Raw genomic sequence first — 20,908 nt, forward strand, 5'->3', positions numbered from 1 at the left:
ATTGATCTCATCCATCGAACGGAAGCTGAGCAACTCGAAGTAGCGCCACATCAACGCATCGGGAATCGAAACCAGTTTGCTATACATGACACCTGGCGCTTCCTGAATACCGACGTAGTTGCCCAACGACTTGGACATTTTCTTCACGCCATCCAGACCTTCAAGCAGCGGCATCGTCAGGATGCACTGCGCCTCCTGACCATAACCACGCTGCAGCTCACGCCCCATCAGCAGGTTGAACTTCTGATCGGTACCACCCAGCTCCACATCAGCGCGCAAAGCAACCGAGTCATAACCCTGCACCAGCGGATAGAGGAACTCGTGAATGGCGATCGGCTGATTGGTGGTGTAGCGCTTGTCGAAGTCGTCACGCTCGAGCATACGGGCAACGGTGTATTGCGAAGTCAGACGAATAAAGTCCGCAGGCCCCATCTGATCCATCCAGGTGGAGTTGAACGCGACTTCGGTTTTCGCCGGATCAAGAATCTTGAACACCTGAGTCTTGTAGGTCTCGGCGTTTTCCAGAACCTGCTCACGGGTCAACGGAGGACGTGTGGCGCTCTTGCCGCTCGGATCACCGATCATTCCGGTGAAATCACCAATAAGGAAGATCACCTGATGCCCCAGTTCCTGGAACTGGCGCAGCTTATTAATAAGCACAGTGTGACCAAGGTGCAGATCCGGCGCAGTTGGATCGAAGCCGGCCTTGATTCGCAGCGGCTGGCCACGTTTGAGCTTTTCGATCAGCTCGGACTCGACCAACAGTTCTTCCGCACCACGTTTAATCAGCGCTAGCTGCTCTTCAACCGACTTCATAACAGACCCGCAAGGCTCAGATTCAAAGGGAACCAACCATACAAGATCGCGCACCAAATACAAGTTTTGCCCGGCGCACGGACGCCAATCCACAGACAGGGCGTCCGCAGACTTGCTTCAGGGATGATTTGGTTATATTTTATACAGTTATTTCATCTTCATCATGTCATTCATCTTTTCCAATTCATCTTTTTCAAAGTCAAATTACTTATGACCACTGAACCGTCTAAAGCGCCACCGCTTTACCCGAAGACCCACCTGCTCGCCGCGAGTGGGATCGCCGCCCTTCTCAGCCTGGCGCTCCTGGTGTTTCCATCCAGTGATGTTGAAGCCAAAAAGACAACGCTGAGCCTTGAACTGGAAAGTCCTGCTGAACAACTGACACAAGATCAAGACGCTGCCGAGGCGGCTCAAGCCACAAACGAATCCGTAGCCTCTCCTTTCGCGCAGATCGAAAACAGCGCCGAAGAGACGCAGGAAACCGCTCAGGCCGCACCAGCGCCGACACCGGTAGCTGAAGAAAAGAAGGCCCCAAATCACAGGGAAGTGATCGTCTCCAAGGGCGATACGCTTTCTACACTGTTCGAGAAAGTCGGTCTCCCGGCCGCGGCTGTGCATGAAGTGCTGGCCAGCGACAAACAAGCCAAGCAGTTCAGCCAGCTCAAACATGGCCAGAAACTCGAATTCGAATTGAACCCACAAGGCCAGCTGACCAACCTGCACAGCAAGGTCAGCGACGTTGAAACCATCACCCTGACCAAGAACGACAAGGGTTATGTGTTCAACCGCGTTACCGCCAAACCGACTGTTCGCACCGCCTACGTGCACGGTGTGATCAACAGCTCGCTGTCGCAGTCCGCCGCCCGCGCAGGCCTGTCCCACAGCCTGACCATGGATATGGCCAGCGTGTTTGGCTACGACGTCGACTTCGCTCAGGATATCCGTCAGGGCGACGAGTTCGATGTCATCTATGAACAGAAAGTGGTCAATGGCAAAGCCGTTGGCAACGGTCCGATCCTGTCCGCCCGTTTCACCAACCGCGGCAAGACTTACACTGCCGTGCGTTACACCAACAAGCAGGGCAACAGCAGCTACTACACCGCCGATGGCAACAGCATGCGCAAGGCGTTCATCCGTACACCGGTGGACTTCGCCCGCATCAGCTCGAAATTCTCCATGGGGCGCAAACACCCGATCCTCAACAAGATCCGCGCCCACAAAGGCGTCGACTATGCCGCTCCACGCGGTACGCCGATCAAGGCTGCCGGCGACGGCAAAGTGCTGCTGGCCGGCCGTCGCGGCGGTTACGGCAACACCGTGATCATCCAGCACGGCAACACTTACCGTACGCTGTATGGCCACATGCAGGGCTTCGCCAAGGGCGTGAAGACCGGCGGCACCGTCAAACAGGGCCAGGTGATCGGTTACATCGGCACCACCGGCCTGTCCACCGGCCCGCACCTGCACTATGAGTTCCAGGTCAACGGTGTCCACGTCGATCCACTGGGCCAGAAGCTGCCGATGGCCGACCCGATCGCCAAATCCGAACGCGCCCGCTTCCTGGCACAGAGCCAGCCGTTGATGGCTCGCATGGACCAGGAAAAAGCCACCATGCTGGCTTCGAGCAAGCGTTAAGCCATGGCTCTTTATATCGGAGTGATGTCCGGCACCAGTCTCGACGGGCTGGACATCGCCCTGATCGAGCAATCCTCGGCGATCAACCTGATCGCCACGCACTACATCCCCATGCCTGAAACCCTGCGCGCCGAGCTGCTTGGCTTGTGCGCCAGCGGCCCTGACGAGATCGCCCGTTCGGCGATTGCCCAGCAGAACTGGGTGAAGCTCGCCGCGCAAGGGATCCATACCCTTCTCGAACGGCAACAGCTCAAGCCTGAAGCCATTCGCGCAATCGGCAGCCACGGCCAGACTATTCGCCACGAGCCGGCGCGTGGTTTCACCGTACAGATCGGCAACCCCGCCCTGCTCACTGAACTGACCGGTATCACCGTCGTCAGCGATTTCCGCAGTCGCGATGTGGCCGCTGGCGGCCAGGGCGCCCCTTTGGTTCCGGCCTTCCATGAAGCGTTATTCGAAGAGCGTACCGGCAACCGCGCGGTCCTGAATGTCGGCGGTTTCAGCAATCTCAGTCTGATTGAGCCGAACAAGCCTGTAGCCGGTTTCGACTGCGGGCCGGGGAATGTGCTGATGGACGCCTGGATTCATCAGCAACGGGGCGAGAACTTCGACCGAAACGGGCAGTGGGCAGCCAGCGGGAAGGTTGAGCCTACCCTGCTGAAAGCCCTGCTCAGCGATCCGTTTTTCGTGACACAAGGCCCGAAGAGCACCGGTCGCGAAGTCTTCAACTTGCCTTGGCTGGAGCAGCAACTGTCGCGCCTGCCCGGTTTCGCACCCGAAAACGTACAGGCAACACTGCTCGAACTGACGGCGCTGACAATCGTCGAATCGCTGCAAAGCGCTCAATCGAATACCGAAGAGATCTTGGTCTGCGGGGGCGGTGCCCACAACGCCACGCTGATGAAGCGCTTGGCCGACCTGCTACCCAACGCCAAAGTCGCCAGTACCGCGACCCACGGCGTCGATCCGGACTGGGTCGAGGCCATGGCCTTCGCCTGGCTGGCCCACTGCTGTCTGGAGGGCATCGCCGCCAATCGCCCGAGCGTCACCGGCGCCAAAGGCTTGCGCGTGCTCGGCGCCATCTACCCCAACTGACAAATCGCAGATAACAAAACGCCGCAGAACCGTGAGGTTCTGCGGCGTTTTATTGTGTACGTTGAAGCGCGATCAGATCGAGAACGAGGAGCCGCAACCACAAGTGGTGGTGGCATTCGGGTTCTTGATCACGAAACGCGAACCTTCCAGACCTTCCTGATAATCCACCTCGGCACCCGCCAGATACTGGAAGCTCATCGGATCGACCACCAGACTGACGCCTTCGCGCTCGACGATGGTGTCGTCCTCGGCCACATCTTCATCGAAGGTGAAGCCGTACTGAAACCCTGAACAACCGCCGCCCGTAACGAATACGCGCAGCTTCAAGCGATCATTCCCCTCTTCATCGACCAGGCTCTTCACCTTGTGCGCGGCACCTTGAGTGAATTGCAAAGCCGTGGGGGTGAAGGATTCGACGCTCATGCTGACTATCTCCCGGCGTTACGCCGCCATAATGCGTGATGACGCGCATTATCCGCTTGTCCTAGAAAATCGGTCAACTATTGTTACGGTATATCAATAAAGCTGATCAGCCGACCAGAATGCAAAAAGGCCCGTCAAACGGGCCTTTTTGCCAAGCCAGATCAGTCGTTACGGCAGCATGCCGGCGTGGGACAGGCCCAAACGCTCATCCAGCCCGAACAGAATGTTCATGTTCTGCACCGCCTGACCCGACGCGCCCTTGACCAGGTTGTCGATCACCGAGAGCACTACCACCAGATCACCATCCTGCGGGCGGTGAACCGCGATGCGGCAGACGTTGGCGCCACGCACACTACGGGTTTCTGGATGGCTACCAGCCGGCATCACGTCGACGAACGGCTCATTGGCATAACGCTTCTCGAACAACGCCTGCAGATCCACCGAGCGATCCACCACGGTCGCGTAGAGCGTGGAGTGAATGCCACGGATCATCGGCGTCAGGTGCGGCACGAACGTCAGACCGACATCCTTGCCCGCCGCACGACGCAGCCCCTGACGAATTTCCGGCAGATGGCGGTGACCTTTCACCGCATAAGCCTTCATGCTTTCCGACGTCTCGGAGTACAGCGAGCCTACGGCAGCGCCACGACCGGCACCGCTGACACCGGACTTGCAGTCGGCGATCAGGTGCGAAGCGTCGGCAATACCCGCTTCAAGCAACGGCAGGAAACCCAGCTGCGTCGCGGTCGGGTAGCAACCCGGCACCGCGATCAGACGTGCTTTCCTGATCTGCTCACGATTGACTTCCGGCAGACCGTAAACCGCCTCGTCCAGCAACTCCGGCGCGCCGTGCGGCTGGCCGTACCACTTGGCCCACTCATCGGCGTCCTGCAGACGGAAGTCTGCCGACAGGTCGATGACCTTGGTGCCGGCCGCCAGCAATTCGCCTGCCAGTGCGTGGGCAACGCCGTGCGGAGTGGCGAAGAACACCACGTCGCAAGCGCCCAGCGTCTTGATGTCCGGCACGCTGAATGCCAGACCATCGTAGTGACCGCGCAGGTTCGGGTACATATCAGCCACGGCCAGACCGGCCTCGGATCGGGAAGTGATCACTACCACTTCTGCCTGCGGATGCTGTGCCAACAGACGCAGCAGTTCGACACCGGTGTAACCGGTGCCGCCGACGATACCGACCTTGACCATAAACCTGCCCTCAACGAACCCACTGGAAAGCCGTCGATAATAGGGGCCGCGCGCCTCTGCGACAACCGCCAAGGTGACGTGCGGACGCTCAAGCCTCTACTATCCGGCCTACCGTGAATTAGGGAATAACCAAAAATGCTCTATCTGTGGATCAAAGCGCTTCATATCGTCAGCATCGTGTGCTGGTTTGCCGGGCTGTTCTATCTGCCGCGACTGTTCGTTTATCACGCGCAAAGTGAAGATACGATCAGCAAGGAACGCTTCAGCATCATGGAGCGCAAGCTCTATCGCGGCATCATGGGCCCGGCGATGATCGCCGCGCTGATCTTCGGCGGCTGGCTGATCTACCTGAACCCGAGCATCTTCAGCAGCGGTGGCTGGATCCACGCCAAATTGACCCTGGTCGTGCTGTTGATCGGTTACCACCACATGTGCGGCGCGCAGGTAAAACGTTTCGCCCGTGGCGAGAACACCCGCAGCCATGTCTTTTATCGCTGGTTCAATGAAGTGCCGGTTCTGATATTGCTGGCTATCGTAATTCTGGTCGTGGTCAAGCCGTTCTAACTTCAACAAATACAACTTTCCGGGGTACTTCCGATGTCGCTGCCCGCTCTGCTCGAACAACGTCTGCGCCTGCCCGTAGTGGCGGCGCCGATGTTCCTTATCTCCAATCCTGAACTGGTGCTGGCGTGCTGTCGCAACGGCGTGGTTGGCAGCTTCCCGGCACTGAACCAACGCGAAAGCAGCGGGTTCAAGGCCTGGCTGGAGCAGATCGAAGCGGGGCTGGCGACATTGGAGAACCCGGCGCCGTACGCGGTGAACCTGATCGTCCACCACAGCAACCCGCGCCTGCAGGCTGACCTGGACATCTGCGTCGAGCACAAAGTCCCCATCGTCATCACCAGTCTCGGTGCCGTGAAGGAACTGGTAGACGCCGTGCACAGTTACGGCGGCCTGGTCTTCCATGACGTAACGACCCGTCGCCATGCCGAGAAAGCCGCCGAGGCCGGTGTCGATGGCTTGATCGCCGTCGCAGCCGGTGCCGGTGGACACGCCGGCACCTGGAGTCCGTTTTCGCTGATCGCCGAAATCCGCGAGTTCTTCGACAAGACCCTGTTGCTTGCAGGATGTTTGAACCATGGGCATGAGATTCTCGCCGCACAACTGCTCGGCGCGGATCTGGCCTACTTCGGCACGCGATTTATCGGCACCACTGAAAGTCATGCGCCTGACGCTTACAAGGAGATGCTGCTGACTGCCAAAGCCGCCGACATCATTCATACTCCTGCCGTGTCCGGTGTACCGGCCAGTTTCATGCGCCAAAGCCTGGAGGCCGCCGGTTTCGACATGGCCGCCCTGCAAGGCAAGGGCGAAGTGAATTTCGGCGACAAGCTCAAGCCGATCAACGACGAAGCCAAGGCCTGGAAAACCGTGTGGTCGGCGGGTCAGGGCGTAGGCCAGATCGACGATCTGCCAAGCGTGGATCAACTGGTGGCGCGTCTCGATGCCGAATACCGCCAGGCCCTGGAGCACGCAGCACAATTGCCGAAACGCTGGCCACGTTGAATGAAACCCGTCCAGTCGCTGTCTGACTGGCCTTAGACTCAATTTATCTCGCGACAAGGATGCCTGGGCCATGAGCGAACCCCGTTACAAGATCGTTTTCGACGGCGCGCTCCAGCCCGGCGTCGATATCACCACGGCCAAGCTCAACCTGGCCGACCTGTTCAAAAGCGATGTCGCCGCCATCGAGCGCCTGTTCAATGGCCGCACCGTCGCGCTCAAGCGTGATCTGTCGCACAGCGATGCGCAGACTTATCTACAAGCGCTGGGCAAGACCGGAATCGATGCCCGGATCGAAACCGAAACGCCCATCGAACTGAACCTGTCGGATGTCCACGAGCAAAGCGCCGCCGTCACCGAACCCGATTCGCCTTATGCGCCGCCTCGCGCCGCCGTCGGTGAAAACCTGCCGGCATTCGCACCTCTCAAACCGTTCAGCGTTGAAGGCCGGATCGGCCGCTTGCGTTACCTGGCATGGTCGATGGTGTTGAGCCTGGTAGCCCTGCCAATTGTCAGCGTGTTCGCGCTGATCGGTCTGGGCCTGGTGAGCGCCGACTCGACGACCGGCCTAATCATCGGCGGTCTCCTCGCCTTCTTCCTGTTTCTGGCCTTCGCGATTGTCGGGATCCTGTTCAGCATTCAGCGCCTGCACGATATCGGCTGGTCGGGTTGGCTCTGGCTGCTGACGCTGGTGCCGTTCGTGGGGAGCTTCTTCCCGCTGGTGATCATGGTCGTGCCGGGCAATACCGGCGCCAATCGCTATGGCCCACCGCCTCCGCCGAACAGCACGGCAGTCAAAGTGCTGTGCTCTTTGTGGATCGTGTTTATCGGGCTGTTTTTCATGGGCGGCATGCTGGGCGGGATTACCGCCATCCAGCAGGAATACGAAAGCAGTCTTGAAAGCAGCTACGAGAGCGGCTCGGTGACCACCGATGAAATCGATGTCGAAGTCGAACCCGCCGCGAATTCGGCAGACGATGCAGCCGAAGCCGCCCTCGCCCCTGTAGACTCTGCGAAAGAATGAACAACGCTCCCCGCCGTGACACCTGCGTCCACGGCGCGGCGCTGTTGCGATGGAGATTTGCATGACCCGTTACGCTCTGATCACCGGCGCCTCCAGCGGCATTGGCCTGGCCATGGCCGAAGCCCTGGCGCGCCGTGGCCGCAGCCTGATTCTGGTGGCTCGCCAGCGTGATCAGCTGGAAAGCATTGCGATTGAACTGACCCAGCGCTTCGGCGTGGAAGTGCTGTTCCGCGCCTGTGATCTTGGCGAGCCGCTGCGCCTGTCCGGTTTTCTGCTGGAGCTTGAAGAAGGCGATCGCCAAATCGATCTGTTGGTCAATTGCGCCGGCATCGGTACTTGCGGCCCGTTCCTGGCCCAGGACTGGATGACCGAACAGGACCTGATCGAAGTGAACATCCTCGCCCTTACCCGCCTTTGCCATGCCATCGGCAACAGCATGGCGTTGCAGGGCGGCGGGCAGATTCTCAACGTCGCGTCGGTGGCAGCCTTCAACCCCGGGCCGTGGATGAGCACCTACTACGCCAGCAAGGCGTATGTACTGCATTTCTCGGAAGCACTGCGGGTGGAACTGAAGAAGTGTGCGGTCAAGGTGTCGGTGCTCTGCCCCGGCCCGACCCGCACCGCGTTCTTCAGAACCGCACAACTGAACAACGACAAACTCAACGCCAGCAAACTGCTGATGAGTCCCGAGGAGGTCGCGCTGTATACCGTGCGCGCCCTGGAGAAAAACCGCGCGATCATCATTCCCGGACGCCGAAACCGCTGGTTCGCCTTTCTGCCTCGGCTCGGTTCGCGCTGGCTCAACCGCACCATCGTCGGCATGGTCAACAAAGCTTACTGCCCTCGCTGAAGGGCCGACAGGCAAATGGCTGGGCGTGGTGATCCTCCGTGGGTACACTCAGCCCAGCTCACACAACGGAGAAAACAGCTGTGGATACTCTGTTCACCAAGATCATCAACCGGGAAATCCCGGCGAAGATCATCTACGAGGACGACCAGGTTCTGGCGTTCCACGACATCGCCCCACAGGCACCGGTGCATTTTCTGGTAATCCCGAAGAAACCGGTACGCACCCTCAACGACCTGACCGAAGACGACAAGGCACTGGCCGGGCATATCCTGTTCACCGCCCAGCGTCTGGCGCTGGAACTGGGTTGCGAGGAAGGCTTCCGGGTGGTGATGAACTGCAATGAAATGGGCGGGCAGACGGTCTACCACATTCACATGCACGTACTCGGTCAACGCCAGATGAACTGGCCGCCGGGCTGATTGAACCCGCAGATCGGTGGGAGCGCCCTGCTCCCACATGACCCAGCGCAAACCTTCCCCGGCCGATTCGGTTAAACTGGCCGCCGAGATTCTTCCCGGAGGTCAGCATGACTACCCAACGTCACTACTCGCCCATTGATCGTCTTCTGCTGCAAGCCGATGCCGCGATGCGTACCTTGCTGCCCTTCAGCGGCCAGCCGTACCGTCCGTCGCCGGCAATCGTGCAGCCCGATGTGCAGATGAGCGATGAAGACACCCGCCACGTCGCCGGCCTGATGCGCATCAACCACACAGGTGAAGTCTGCGCCCAGGCGTTGTATCAAGGCCAGGCGCTGACCGCCAAGCTGCCGCAGGTGCGCGAGGCCATGGAGCATGCGGCCGAAGAAGAGATCGATCATCTGGTCTGGTGCGAACAGCGCATTCACCAGCTGGGCAGCCACACCAGCGTGCTCAACCCACTGTTCTACGGTATGTCGTTCGGCATCGGCGCAGTCGCCGGGCTGATCAGCGACAAGGTCAGCCTCGGATTTGTTGCCGCCACCGAGCATCAGGTGTGCAAGCATCTGAACGAGCATCTGGAGCAACTGCCGGCCGAGGACGAAAAATCCCGGGCGATTCTGGAGCAGATGCGTATCGATGAAGAACATCACGCGGAAAGTGCACTGGAGGCCGGCGGTTTCCGCTTCCCGGCTCCGGTGAAGTTCGGCATGAGCCTGTTGGCCAAAGTGATGACCAAGAGCACTTACCGGATCTGAAAAACGCCCACAAAAAAGGCGACTGCCGCAAAGCAGTCGCCTTTTTTTTGTGCCCGGATTTCTTAGCTCGGCATATTGCGCGCGTAGAAGATTTCCAGCATTTCGTGTTTCACACGCTCGGTCACCTGAGCACGTTGCTCGGAAGACAGATTGCTGGTGGCATCGCCGAACAGGTAGTTGTCCAGTTCGAAGTTCTTCAGCAGCATTTTGGTGTGGAACAGGTTTTCCTGATACACGTTCACGTCGGTCATCTGGTACGCGTCGCGGGTATCTTCGGAGAGGTAGTTCTGGATCGAGTTGATCTCGTGATCGATGAAATGCTTGTTGCCTTCAACGTCACGGGTGAAGCCGCGCACACGGTAATCCACGGTCACGATGTCCGAATCGAACTGGTGAATGAGGAAGTTGAGCGCTTTGAGCGGTGAAATGACACCACAGGTCGACACATCGATGTCCACACGGAAAGTCGCAATACCGGCGTCCGGATGGATTTCCGGGTAGGTGTGCACCGTGATGTGGCTCTTGTCGAGGTGGGCCAGGATGATTTCGGGCAACGGGCCCGGGGATTCTTCGATCTGGCTTTCGGTCGGGGTCACCGGCTCTTCCGAAATCAGAATCGTGACGCTGGCACCCTGAGGCTCATAGTTCTGACTCGCAATGTTCAGAATGTTGGCACCAATGATTTCGACAACTTCCGTGAGGATCTGCGTCAGGCGTTCGGCGTTGTACTCTTGATTGATGTACTCGACGTAAGCCTGCTGGTCTTGCGGGGTTTCCGCGTAGCAGATGTCATAGATGTTGAAGCTCAAGGTCTTTGTCAGGTTATTGAACCCGTGGAGCTTGAGTTTGCTTTTCACCGTTAAAAACTCTCTATGTATGCGGCACGGCCGCGTGATCAAGCATGCCCGTCAAGTGCGAACAACGCACCTGCGTAGGACGGTTAACACCTCTTCGCGATGGCGATTTTGGTTATCTGTTCAGGCGGATGACCCGTCGGCTGACTGATCACGGCCCTGAAAAAAGTGGCGCATTATGCAGACGTCAGCGGGGGATCGCCAGAGTCTGCACTGCTTTTATGATAGTTGAATGTCGGCTCAGCCGAGTTCAACGATTTCGTAGTCGTGGGTGATCGCTACGCCAGCTGCGCCGAGCATGATCGAGGCCGAGCAATACTTCTCGGCAGACAGTTCGATGGCGCGTTTGACCTGGGCTTCTTTCAGGCCACGGCCCTTGACCACGAAGTGCATGTGGATCTTGGTGAACACTTTCGGATCTTCGGTCGCGCGCTCGGCTTCCAGAAAGGCTTCGCAGCTTTCAACGGCCTGACGGGACTTCTTCAAAATGCTGACCACGTCGAAGTTGCTGCAACCACCAACACCCAGCAGGAGCATTTCCATCGGGCGGACACCCAGGTTACGACCACCGGCGTCCGGCGGACCGTCCATGACCACGACATGACCGCTGCCGGATTCGCCGAGGAACATGGCTTCGCCAGCCCATTGGATGCGTGCCTTCATCGCCAAGACTCCACTGTAGAAAAAAGGGTCGCCAGCTTAGCACAAGGTCCCGCCTGGACAGCGAGCATGTTCCTGGGACGAATGCACCTTTAACGTAGGTGATTTCTCGAAATTTCGACGAAGTGTCTGGTAAGCTGGCGCCAATTCACTGGCGCCTTCGCCAGACTGTGTAGCGACCGTCTCAGCGCCTCATATAAAAACCAAATATAACCGTGCAGTCTTTTCGGGATACAACCATGGTTGGTATTACCCCCACACCCAAAATCAAGAACCTCGACAAGCTGCTGATGCATTGCCAGCGCCGCCGTCACGCGGCCAAGAGCAACATCATCTGCGCCGGGGATCGCTCCGACACGCTGTACTTCATCATCCGCGGTTCGGTCACGATCCTGATCGAGGACGACGACGGCCGCGAGATGATCATCGCGTACCTGAATGCCGGGGACTTCTTCGGCGAGCTGGGCCTTTTCGAAGAGGCCGGCCAGGAACAGCAGCGCAGCGCCTGGGTGCGGGCCAAGGTCGAATGCGAAGTCGCGGAAATCAGCTACGCCAAGTTCCGCGAATTGTCGCAGCAGGATCCAGACATTCTTTACGTGCTCAGCGGACAAATCGCACAACGTCTGCGCAACACCACACGCAAGGTTGGCGACCTGGCGTTCTTCGACGTCACCGGTCGTGTCGCTCGCTGCCTGCTGGAACTGTGCAAACAACCGGACGCCATGACTCACCCGGACGGCATGCAGATCAAAGTGACCCGTCAGGAAATCGGCCGGATTGTCGGTTGTTCGCGAGAGATGGTCGGTCGCGTGCTCAAGGATCTTGAGGAACGCAACCTGGTGGATGTGAAAGGCAAGACCATGGTGGTCTTCGGCACTCGCTGAGTGCCAAAATTCAGCCGGCGTAGATCTGCGCCAGCATCAAACGAAAGAGTTCATCGAGACGCGCCAGTGCATGGGGCGCCGGGAATTTCTCATGCAAAGCGATGTGGCTGGCGGCACGGACCCGCTGCTCCAGACCACACGCTTCGTTGAAGCGGTTGACCGCCGCGACCATCGACTCACGTTCGTCATCCACCAGCATCGCCCCGTGCACCAACCCCACCGGACGCTGACCACCCTGACTCTGGCGCCAGCGCTGAGCGGTGCCGACCATCTTGCGACCGTCGAGATTGACGTTGAAGCGACCGTCGCAGAACGCACCGTCGATTTCACCCAGCGACGAAGTGCCACCCAACTCATCCAGCAACTCACAGATCGGATCGCACAGCCGCCGGTAACCGGTTTCGATGCGGTTCAGATCGCCTTCGCTGCGAGGCGGCGCGTAGACAAGCGCAATGTTGATGGTCGACGCCGATTGCGGAACAGGTTCGCCGCCGGTCTCACGCAGCAACACCGGCCAGCCGGCAGCAGCGGAGACTTCGCAGGCGTGATCGAATCCGGGCAAGCGATTCAAACGGCGTGGCATGACCAAAGCGCGATCGCTGGGTTGCCAGAACAGCAAGCCAAATTCGGCATCACCAGCGCAGACCGAGGCCAGCAGATCCTGTTCGGCTTGCAGGCCGGCTTCGATGGTCAGGGAAGTGGGGATCATAAGGTTTCCATAGGACGTTGAGTCTGAGGTGAATCTTATGCCGCCTTCGCGGGCAAGCCCGCTCCCACAGTGGACGGGCGCCTGCGAAGACTTGATCAGTCGAGGGTCGAACCGCTCACCGGAACGCCGCGCTCAGGGAAAAACAGACGCTGCAGTTCGATGCCCGGGCTTTCGGCGCGCATGAATGCTTCGCCGACCAGGAACGCGTAAACATCGCTGATTTCCATCAGTTCGACATCGGCACGGTTGAGGATGCCGCTCTCGGTGATGACCAGACGATCGCGCGGAATGCGCGGCAGCAGGTCGAGGGTGGTTTCCAGGCTGACGTCAAAAGTGTGCAGGTTGCGGTTGTTGACCCCGACCAGCGGCGTGTCGAGGGTTTTCAGCGCGCGCTCCAGCTCATCGCCGTCGTGCACTTCCACCAGCACATCGAGGCCGACGTCTTTGGCGACCGACGCCAGTTCCGCCATTTTCACGTCATCCAGTGCGGAGACGATCAGCAGCACGCAATCGGCGCCCAAGGCACGGGCCTCGACGATCTGGTACGGATCGATCATGAAGTCCTTGCGGATCACCGGCAGCGAGCAGGCCGCGCGGGCCTGTTGCAGGTAGGCATCGGCGCCCTGGAAGTAGTCGATGTCGGTCAGCACCGACAGGCAGGTCGCCCCGCCCTTCTCGTAGCTTTTGGCGATGTCGGCAGGAACGAAGTTCTCGCGGATCACGCCCTTGCTCGGCGACGTCTTCTTGATTTCGGCGATCACTGCCGGTTGTTTCTTCTTGGCCTGCGCCAGCAATGCCTGGGCAAAACCACGGGGTGCATCGGCCGCCTTGGCCAGACTTTCCAGCTCGCTCAGGCTCACACGAGCACTACGCTCGGCGACTTCCTGAACCTTGCGGGCCAGAATGTTTTCCAGAACCGTCGGTACACTCATCCCTCATTCTCCACTTTGAATACCGCGGTAAAGGCACCCAACTCCTCGAGTTTCTCCCGAGCAAGACCGGTGTGCAGAGCGTCGTGGGCCAGTGCCACGCCCTCTTTCAGACTTGTCGCCAGGTCGGCGGCGTACAGCGCCGCACCGGCATTGAGCACGATCATTTCGGCAGCCTTCTGGCCGTTCTCGGTCTTGCGCTTGCCGAGTGCATCGCGGATCAGCGCCAGCGACGCTTCCGGGCCTTCGACCGACAGGCCGTGCAGGCTCTGGCTCTTCATGCCCAGATCTTCCGGCTCGACCCAATATTCGGTGATCTGATCGTCCTTCAGCTCGGCGACAAAGGTCGGCGCCGCCAGACTGAACTCGTCCAAACCGTCCTTCGAATGCACCACCAGCACGTGCTTGCTGCCCAGACGCTGCAAGACTTCAGCCAACGGCCGGCACAGCGCCGGGGTGAACACGCCCACCACCTGATGCTTCACACCGGCCGGATTCGTAAGCGGGCCGAGCATGTTGAACAGGGTACGCAGGCCGAGATCGCGACGCGGGCCGGCGGCGTATTTCATGGCTTTGTGGTGAGTCTGGGCAAACATGAAGCCGATGCCGACGTTATCGATGCAGCGCGCCACCTGAACCGGGGTCAGGTTGAGGTAGATGCCGGCGGCTTCCAGCAAGTCGGCACTGCCGCTCTTGCCCGACACTGCACGGTTACCGTGTTTGGCCACGGTGCAGCCAGCTGCGGCGACCACAAAGGAAGACGCGGTCGACACGTTGAAAATGTTTGCCCCGTCACCGCCGGTGCCGACCACATCGACCACGCCGTCGAGGGTCTTGAGTTCGACCTTGTCCGCCAGCTCGCGCATCACCGACACGGCGCCGACGATCTCGTCGATGCTCTCGCTCTTCATGCGCATGGCCATCATGAACGCGCCGATCTGCGCGTCCGTGCATTGGCCGGTCATGATTTCGCGCATCACGTCGCGCATTTCATCGGTGCTGAGGTCGAGGTGATCGACGATACGGCTCAGGGCTGTCTTGATATTCATGGAAAGTCCTTAGCGCGTGCCGCCGGTTTGTTTGAGGAAGTTGGCAAACAGTTCATGGCCCTGTTCGGTGAGGATCGATTCCGGGTGGAACTGTACGCCCTCGATGTTCAGGGTCTTGTGACGCAGGCCCATGATTTCGTCGACCGAACCGTCATCGTGCTGGGTCCACGCCGTCAGCTCCAGGCAATCGGGCAACGTTTCGTGTTTGACGATCAGGGAATGATAGCGGGTGACGGTCAGCGGACGGTTCAGACCGGCAAACACGCCCTTGTCCTCGTGGAATACCGGGCTAGTCTTACCGTGCATCACTTGCCGGGCGCGGACGACATCGCCGCCAAAAGCCTGGCCGATGGACTGGTGACCGAGGCAGACGCCGAGGATCGGCAGTTTGCCGGCGAAGTGCTTGATGGCTTCGATGGAGATGCCGGCTTCGGTCGGTGTGCACGGGCCAGGGGATACGACGATCCGCTCAGGGTTGAGCGCTTCGATTTCGGCAATGGTCAGTTCGTCGTTGCGCACCACCTTGACCTCGGCACCCAGCTCGCCGAGGTATTGCACAACGTTGTAAGTAAAGGAGTCGTAGTTGTCGATCATCAGCAACATGGCGTTTCGAACCTCTTGAATTCTGACTTGAAGACAGCCTTCGGATGACTTGCCAGGGCGCTGCACACTGCCGGACGCGCAGGTCGCATCGGCACAGCGGCATTTCAAACGGGCAAGGAAGGCAAAGCGATACAGATCCGGCGGGGCCGGCAGAAAAGATTCAGGCGCGCCAACGCCAGCGGGCGTGTGCCTTGATGACTTGATCCAGAAGTTTGCTGGTGATCAACACGGGGAAGGTCTCGTTCATACGTTTCGGCACAGTAACTTAGCTGGGCGGAGCGTGCAATATGGCCGGGGCCGTGGGGGATAAAACAATGGGAGGCTTGACGACCGATGGCAAAACGCCGGAAGTTTTTGGTACTGTCGTTTCGTTCACTACAACAATAAATAAACGGACTAGCTCATGATCAAACAGACGTTGTTTGTACCGCTCGCCGGATGCCTGCTCGCGATGGCCTGCGCCCAGGCGAACGCCGCACCCAATCCTTATTCGAATTTCGTGGTTTTCGGCGACAGCCTGAGCGATGCCGGGACTTTCACTGACAGCGGCGGCCCGGCCGGCGCCACGCAGCGCTACACCAACCGCACCGGCCCGGTGTATCTGGACGGCAGCGGTGAACTCCGCTCGCTGAACTCGACGCAACTGCTCGGTGGCCGACTCGGCTTCACACCGGATCAAACCGCCTCCTCGTCCTCGGCAGTTCGTGCCGGCCAAGGCCAGCCGGACGGTAACAACTGGGCTGTCGGCGGCTACCGCACCGACCAGATTCTCGACTCGATCACCAGCCAGTCCGCCACCGGCGAACGCACCCGCGCCGGTTACCTGCCATCGAACGGCTTCCGCGCGGACCCGAATGCCCTGTATTACCTGACCGGGGGCGGTAACGATTTCCTACAGGGCCGCGTCACCAGTCTTCCGCAGGCTAATGCCGCCGCCGATCGACTGGTCGACAGCGTCCGCACGCTGCAAGGCGCCGGCGCCCGCTACATTATGGTCTGGCTGTTGCCGGACATCGGCCTGACTCCGGCCATCAACGGCTCGCCGCTACAAGCCTTCACCTCGCAACTCAGCGCCCAGTTCAACACCGAACTGGTCAGCCAGTTGCAGAGCGTCAATGCCAACGTCATCCCACTGAACGTCCCGGTTCTGCTCAAAGAGGCATTCGCCAATCCGGCGCAGTTCGGCCTGGCGACCGACCAGAATCTGGTCGGCACCTGCTTCAGCGGCAACAGCTGCACGGAAAACGCCCGGTATGGCATCAACAGCGCCACCCCGGATCCGACCAAGCTGATCTACAACGATGCCGTCCACCCGACCGAAGCCGGGCAGCGCCTGATTGCCGATTACGCCTACTCGTTGCTGGCCGCGCCATGGGAAGCGACCCTGTTGCCGCAAATGGCCCAAGGCACCTTGCGCTCGCATCAGGATGAACTGCGCAACCAGTGGCTGGCAGATTGGGAAAACTGGCAGGCCGTTGGCCAATGGCGGGCGATTGTCGCCGGTGGCGGCCAGCATCAGGATTTCGACAGCCAGCGCAGCGGCGCCAGCGCAGACGGCAACGGTTACAACCTGAACATCGGCGGCAGCTACCGTCTCAACGACGCCTGGCGCATGGGCGTGGCGGCCGGTTTCTACAATCAGAAACTCGAGGCCGGCGACAACGACTCGGACTACAAGCTGAACACTTATCTGGGCACCGCGTTCGCCCAGTACCAGCAGAACCGCTGGTGGGGTGATGCAGCCGTGACCGCCGGTCATCTGGATTACGACAGCCTCAAACGCAAATTCCAGCTGGGGGTCAACGAACGCGGCGAGAAAGGCGATACCGACGGCTATGTTCTGGCTTTCAGCGGACGCGTGGGTTACGACATTGCGCCAGAAGCGAGCAGCCCATGGCACCTGTCGCCGTTCGTCAGCGCCGATTTCGCCAAGGTTGAAGTCGATGGTTACTCGGAAAACGGCGCCGACTCCACCGCCCTGACGTTCGATGACCAGTCGCGCATTTCCCGGCGTCTCGGTCTCGGGATCCAGGGCAAGTACCAGATCACCTCGCAGACCCAGGTGTTCGGCGAACTGGCTCATGAGCGCGAGTACAATGACGACACCCAGAATGTGACGATGAACCTCAACAGCCTGCCGAACAACCGCTACACCCTGGCCGGCTACGCCCCTCAAACCAACCTGAACCGCCTGAACCTGGGCGTGAGCCACAACCTCACCAAGGATCTGGCATTGCGCGCGAGCTACGACATCCGCAAGGATGACGACTTCACCCAGCAAGGGATCAACGTCGGCGTAGCGCTCGACTTCTGATTCGCAGGCCATAAAAAACGCGGCGCCCTCACAGGCGCCGCGTTTTTTTATAGCTGAAGCATCAATCACTCAGTCCGGGGTTTGCTCGGCGAGCGCAACAGCGCGGAACATCGCCCGGCGCTTGTTGATGGTTTCTTCCCATTCCAGCGCCGGCACCGAGTCAGCGACGATGCCGCCACCCGCTTGCACGTGCAGTTCGCCGTTCTTGATCACTGCGGTACGGATCGCAATCGCGGTGTCCATGTTGCCGTTCCAGGCGAAGTACCCGACCGCGCCGCCATATACGCCACGCTTGACCGGTTCCAGCTCGTCGATGATTTCCATCGCACGGATCTTCGGCGCGCCGGACAAGGTGCCCGCCGGCAGGATCGCCCGCAGCGCGTCCATCGCTGTCAGCCCGGCTTTCAACTGACCGGTGACGTTGGACACGATGTGCATCACGTTGGAATAACGCTCGATGACCATCTTCTCGGTGAGTTTCACCGAGCCGATTTCCGAAACGCGTCCGGTGTCGTTGCGACCGAGGTCGATCAGCATCAGGTGCTCGGCGATTTCCTTGTCGTCGGACAGCAGGTCTTCTTCCAGTGCCACATCCGCCTCTTCGTTAGCCCCGCGAGGACGGGTGCCGGCAATCGGGCGCACGGTGATCAGGTTGTCTTCGACCCGCACCAGCACTTCCGGCGAACTGCCGACAACATGGAAGTCGCCGAAGTTGAAAAAGTACATGTACGGCGTCGGGTTGAAGCAACGCAGTGCGCGGTACAGATCGATCGGCGCCGCCTTGAAGTCGATCGACATGCGCTGGGACGGCACGACCTGCATGCAGTCACCGGCGAGGATGTATTCCTTGATGGTGTCGACGGCTTTTTCGTAGTCATCCTGGGTGAAACTGGAGCGGAACACCGGCTCGGCCGCCTGCTGCTTGCTGAAATCCAGGCCACGACGCGGGGTGATCGGCTGACGCAGTTTTTCCAGCAGTTGCTGCAATTGCGCCTGGCCCTGCTCGTAGGCATCGGACTGCGCCGGGTCGGCCAGCACGATCGCGTGCATCTTGCCGGCGAGGTTGTCGAACACCACCACCGCATCGGAGACCATCAGCAGAATATCCGGCACACCCAGCGGATCCGGGTTCGGGCATTTGCCGAGGCGCTTTTCTACATAACGTACGCAGTCGTAACCGAAGTACCCCACCAGACCGCCGTTGAAGCGCGGCAGACCGGCAATGGTCGGCACGTTGTAGCGGGCCTTGAAGGTTTCGACGAAGGCCAGCGGGTCTTCAACGTCATGGCTTTCGGTCTCGACACCATCGACGGTGATGCTCACGTGATGATCGTGAACTCGCAGCACGGTGCGGCACGGCAGGCCGATGATCGAGTAACGGCCCCATTTCTCGCCGCCCTGCACCGATTCGAGCAGGTAGGAGTTGGGCTGGTCGGCCAGTTTCAGGTAGATCGACAGCGGGGTGTCGAAGTCGGCCAGGGTTTCGCAGGCCAGCGGAATGCGGTTATAGCCGTCAGCGGCCAGACGCAGGAATTCTTCGCGGATCATAGGGTGCCTCGTGGTGTGAGGGGCAAATCAGTCAGGTGTGCAAACGCGCCGGCAGGCCGGCCAGGAACAAGTCAGGCGCGCCAACGCCAGCGGGCCAGGGCCTTGATGACTTTCATCCAGAGTTTGCGGGTGACCACCACGATGGCGTTTCCAGAAGGGGATTGAGAAGCGTCGGGCAACGTTATCTCAGCGGCCGTATCCAGGCAACCGGGAATTAGCTTGCGCAGATCGTCGATCACCAGCGCCGGGGATTCCTCGGCAATCGGCCGGCCATGGTTGTAGCCATAACTCAGCCCTACGCATTTGACCCCCGCCGCTTTCGCCGCCAGCACGTCGCTGCGCGAATCGCCGACGAACAGCGATTGCGAGGCCGGGATACCGGACATCTTCATGACAAAGAACAGCGCCGCCGGGTCAGGCTTCTTCTGCGGCAGGGTGTCGCCGCCGATGATCCACTTGAAGTAGCGGCCGATCTTCATCTGATCCAGCAGCGGCGCGACGAAGCGCTCCGGCTTGTTGGTGATCAGCGCCATGGCCACGCCCTGCTTGTGCAGCCATTTCAGGGTGTCGCGCACGCCGGGATAGACCACGGTCAGCTCATGGCTGGCGCCGTAGGCTTCCATGAACACCTCCAGCGCATGCTCGGCTTCGACGTCATCCACGGCGGAATGATCGATGCCGCCGGCCAACGCGCGGCGCACCAGCACCGGCGCACCGTTGCCGACCCATTCGCGCACCGACTCGATACCGGCAGGCTTGCGCCCGAGGGAGAGCAGCATGTTATCCACAGCCGCCGCCAGGTCGGGTACCGAATCGATCAGCGTGCCATCCAGATCGAACATCACCAACCGCGGCAGTTGCCCCGGGAACAGCTGCTCAAAACCGCTCATGGGCGAGCCAGCGCCAGTTCGGAACGCATCTTGTCGATGACTTCCTGATAGTTCGGCGCATTGAAGATCGCCGAGCCGGCCACGAAGGTGTCGGCGCCGGCGGCAGCGATTTCACGGATGTTGTTGACGTTGACGCCGCCGTCGATTTCCAGGCGGATGTCACGGCCCGAGGCGTCGATGATTGCGCGCGCTTCGCGCAGCTTGTCGAGGGTGCCGGGGATGAATTTCTGCCCGCCGAAGCCCGGGTTGACGCTCATCAGCAAGACCATGTCGACCTTGTCGATCACGTACTTGAGCACGTCCAGCGGGGTCGCCGGGTTGAACACCAGGCCGGATTTGCAGCCGCCTTCACGGATCAGTTGCAGCGAACGATCGACGTGCAGCGTGGCTTCCGGGTGGAAGGTGATGTAGGTGGCGCCGGCCTCGATGAAGTCGCCGACGATGCGATCCACCGGGCTGACCATCAGGTGCGCGTCGATCGGCGCGGTCACGCCGTACTTGCGCAGCGCGGCGCAGACCATCGGGCCGATGGTCAGGTTCGGCACATAGTGGTTGTCCATGACATCGAAGTGAACGAAGTCGGCACCGGCGGCCAGAACGTTGTCCACTTCCTCGCCCAGGCGGGCGAAGTCGGCGGAGAGAATCGACGGAGCAATAACGAAGGGCTGCATGACGCACCTTTTCT

General features: G+C 60.0%; 22 protein-coding genes (1 of these 22 only partly in view). 10 read left to right on the forward strand and 12 right to left on the reverse strand.

Going from position 1 to position 20,908, the window contains the following annotated elements; genetic code table 11:
- Positions 1–816, reverse strand: partial view of a tyrosine--tRNA ligase gene (gene tyrS, locus C1X29_RS17530; protein ID WP_011336180.1) — the 5' portion only. 384 nt of this gene lie to the left of the window's left edge; the window shows 816 of its 1,200 coding nt (coding positions 1–816); the start codon lies at positions 814–816; its stop codon lies beyond the left edge, outside the window.
- 210 nt (positions 817–1,026) lie between these two features.
- On the opposite strand from tyrS, the gene C1X29_RS17540 reads away from it, so the two are divergent.
- On the forward strand, positions 1,027–2,451 hold the full coding sequence (locus C1X29_RS17540; protein WP_102685677.1) for a peptidoglycan DD-metalloendopeptidase family protein: 1,425 nt from the start codon (positions 1,027–1,029) through the stop codon (positions 2,449–2,451).
- Positions 2,452–2,454: 3 nt separating this feature from the next.
- Entirely contained in the window at positions 2,455–3,546 is a 1,092-nt protein-coding gene (locus C1X29_RS17545; RefSeq protein ID WP_085746573.1) for an anhydro-N-acetylmuramic acid kinase, read from the forward strand.
- A gap of 72 nt (positions 3,547–3,618) precedes the next feature.
- On the opposite strand, the gene erpA is transcribed toward C1X29_RS17545, so the two are convergent.
- Positions 3,619–3,969 carry an iron-sulfur cluster insertion protein ErpA gene (erpA, locus tag C1X29_RS17550; RefSeq protein WP_003228776.1) on the reverse strand — a complete coding sequence of 117 codons (351 nt, stop codon included), beginning with the start codon at positions 3,967–3,969 and terminating at the stop codon, positions 3,619–3,621.
- 168 nt (positions 3,970–4,137) lie between these two features.
- Positions 4,138–5,172 (reverse strand): N-acetyl-gamma-glutamyl-phosphate reductase, encoded by a 1,035-nt coding sequence (argC, locus tag C1X29_RS17555; protein ID WP_011336183.1) that lies wholly within the window; start codon positions 5,170–5,172, stop codon positions 4,138–4,140.
- Between the two features lie 135 nt (positions 5,173–5,307).
- On the opposite strand from argC, the gene hemJ reads away from it, so the two are divergent.
- The 6 genes from hemJ to coq7 all read left to right on the forward strand — a co-directional run bounded on the left by hemJ (position 5,308) and on the right by coq7 (position 9,783).
- Positions 5,308–5,736 carry a protoporphyrinogen oxidase HemJ gene (gene hemJ, locus C1X29_RS17560; protein WP_007956328.1) on the forward strand — a complete coding sequence of 143 codons (429 nt, stop codon included), beginning with the start codon at positions 5,308–5,310 and terminating at the stop codon, positions 5,734–5,736.
- A gap of 33 nt (positions 5,737–5,769) precedes the next feature.
- Positions 5,770–6,738 (forward strand): nitronate monooxygenase family protein, encoded by a 969-nt coding sequence (locus C1X29_RS17565; RefSeq protein ID WP_085646872.1) that lies wholly within the window; start codon positions 5,770–5,772, stop codon positions 6,736–6,738.
- A 70-nt stretch (positions 6,739–6,808) separates the two neighbouring features.
- The gene (locus tag C1X29_RS17570) at positions 6,809–7,759 is read left to right on the forward strand and encodes a DUF805 domain-containing protein (protein ID WP_102717993.1); all 951 of its coding nucleotides are present in this window, start codon (positions 6,809–6,811) and stop codon (positions 7,757–7,759) included.
- A 61-nt stretch (positions 7,760–7,820) separates the two neighbouring features.
- Positions 7,821–8,609 carry an SDR family oxidoreductase gene (locus C1X29_RS17575; RefSeq protein WP_007956321.1) on the forward strand — a complete coding sequence of 263 codons (789 nt, stop codon included), beginning with the start codon at positions 7,821–7,823 and terminating at the stop codon, positions 8,607–8,609.
- 80 nt (positions 8,610–8,689) lie between these two features.
- Positions 8,690–9,028 (forward strand): histidine triad nucleotide-binding protein, encoded by a 339-nt coding sequence (locus C1X29_RS17580; RefSeq protein ID WP_007956318.1) that lies wholly within the window; start codon positions 8,690–8,692, stop codon positions 9,026–9,028.
- A 107-nt stretch (positions 9,029–9,135) separates the two neighbouring features.
- On the forward strand, positions 9,136–9,783 hold the full coding sequence (coq7, locus tag C1X29_RS17585; protein ID WP_007956317.1) for a 2-polyprenyl-3-methyl-6-methoxy-1,4-benzoquinone monooxygenase: 648 nt from the start codon (positions 9,136–9,138) through the stop codon (positions 9,781–9,783).
- A gap of 62 nt (positions 9,784–9,845) precedes the next feature.
- On the opposite strand, the gene speD is transcribed toward coq7, so the two are convergent.
- Together speD and C1X29_RS17595 are read right to left on the reverse strand one after the other, a co-directional pair.
- The gene (gene speD, locus C1X29_RS17590; protein ID WP_007956315.1) at positions 9,846–10,640 is read right to left on the reverse strand and encodes an adenosylmethionine decarboxylase; all 795 of its coding nucleotides are present in this window, start codon (positions 10,638–10,640) and stop codon (positions 9,846–9,848) included.
- A 237-nt stretch (positions 10,641–10,877) separates the two neighbouring features.
- Positions 10,878–11,300 carry an OsmC family protein gene (locus C1X29_RS17595; RefSeq protein ID WP_003228794.1) on the reverse strand — a complete coding sequence of 141 codons (423 nt, stop codon included), beginning with the start codon at positions 11,298–11,300 and terminating at the stop codon, positions 10,878–10,880.
- A 236-nt stretch (positions 11,301–11,536) separates the two neighbouring features.
- Between C1X29_RS17595 and crp the strand changes: the two genes are divergently transcribed.
- Positions 11,537–12,181 carry a cAMP-activated global transcriptional regulator CRP gene (crp, locus tag C1X29_RS17600; protein WP_011336190.1) on the forward strand — a complete coding sequence of 215 codons (645 nt, stop codon included), beginning with the start codon at positions 11,537–11,539 and terminating at the stop codon, positions 12,179–12,181.
- A gap of 10 nt (positions 12,182–12,191) precedes the next feature.
- Here crp and C1X29_RS17605 read toward each other — a convergent pair whose 3' ends face one another.
- From C1X29_RS17605 to C1X29_RS17620, 4 genes are all read right to left on the reverse strand, one after another.
- Positions 12,192–12,890, reverse strand: coding sequence for a lipoate--protein ligase family protein (locus C1X29_RS17605; RefSeq protein ID WP_011336191.1), 699 nt, complete (start codon positions 12,888–12,890; stop codon positions 12,192–12,194).
- 95 nt (positions 12,891–12,985) lie between these two features.
- Complete coding sequence (gene trpC, locus C1X29_RS17610; protein ID WP_102717994.1) at positions 12,986–13,822, reverse strand: indole-3-glycerol phosphate synthase TrpC; 837 nt, start codon at positions 13,820–13,822, stop codon at positions 12,986–12,988.
- Positions 13,819–14,868 carry an anthranilate phosphoribosyltransferase gene (gene trpD / locus C1X29_RS17615; RefSeq protein ID WP_039768098.1) on the reverse strand — a complete coding sequence of 350 codons (1,050 nt, stop codon included), beginning with the start codon at positions 14,866–14,868 and terminating at the stop codon, positions 13,819–13,821. The genes trpC and trpD overlap by 4 nt, the downstream gene beginning before the upstream one ends.
- A 9-nt stretch (positions 14,869–14,877) precedes the next feature.
- On the reverse strand, positions 14,878–15,471 hold the full coding sequence (locus tag C1X29_RS17620; RefSeq protein WP_007956309.1) for an aminodeoxychorismate/anthranilate synthase component II: 594 nt from the start codon (positions 15,469–15,471) through the stop codon (positions 14,878–14,880).
- A gap of 403 nt (positions 15,472–15,874) precedes the next feature.
- On the opposite strand from C1X29_RS17620, the gene estP reads away from it, so the two are divergent.
- Positions 15,875–17,785, forward strand: a complete 1,911-nt coding sequence (gene estP, locus C1X29_RS17625) for an esterase EstP (protein WP_102717995.1) — start codon at positions 15,875–15,877, stop codon at positions 17,783–17,785.
- Between the two features lie 69 nt (positions 17,786–17,854).
- On the opposite strand, the gene trpE is transcribed toward estP, so the two are convergent.
- From trpE to rpe, 3 genes are all read right to left on the reverse strand, one after another.
- A complete protein-coding gene (gene trpE, locus C1X29_RS17630) occupies positions 17,855–19,333 on the reverse strand; it encodes an anthranilate synthase component I (RefSeq protein ID WP_102717996.1) in 1,479 nt (492 codons plus the stop codon).
- A gap of 71 nt (positions 19,334–19,404) precedes the next feature.
- Positions 19,405–20,223 (reverse strand): phosphoglycolate phosphatase, encoded by an 819-nt coding sequence (locus C1X29_RS17635; protein ID WP_039768095.1) that lies wholly within the window; start codon positions 20,221–20,223, stop codon positions 19,405–19,407.
- Positions 20,220–20,894, reverse strand: coding sequence for a ribulose-phosphate 3-epimerase (gene rpe, locus C1X29_RS17640; protein WP_007918813.1), 675 nt, complete (start codon positions 20,892–20,894; stop codon positions 20,220–20,222). Before rpe ends, C1X29_RS17635 begins: the two co-directional genes overlap by 4 nt.
- Positions 20,895–20,908: the final 14 nt, after the last annotated feature.

The organism is Pseudomonas sp. GW456-12-10-14-LB2 (assembly GCF_002884345.1).
GTDB classification, from domain to species: domain Bacteria; phylum Pseudomonadota; class Gammaproteobacteria; order Pseudomonadales; family Pseudomonadaceae; genus Aquipseudomonas; species Aquipseudomonas paraglycinae.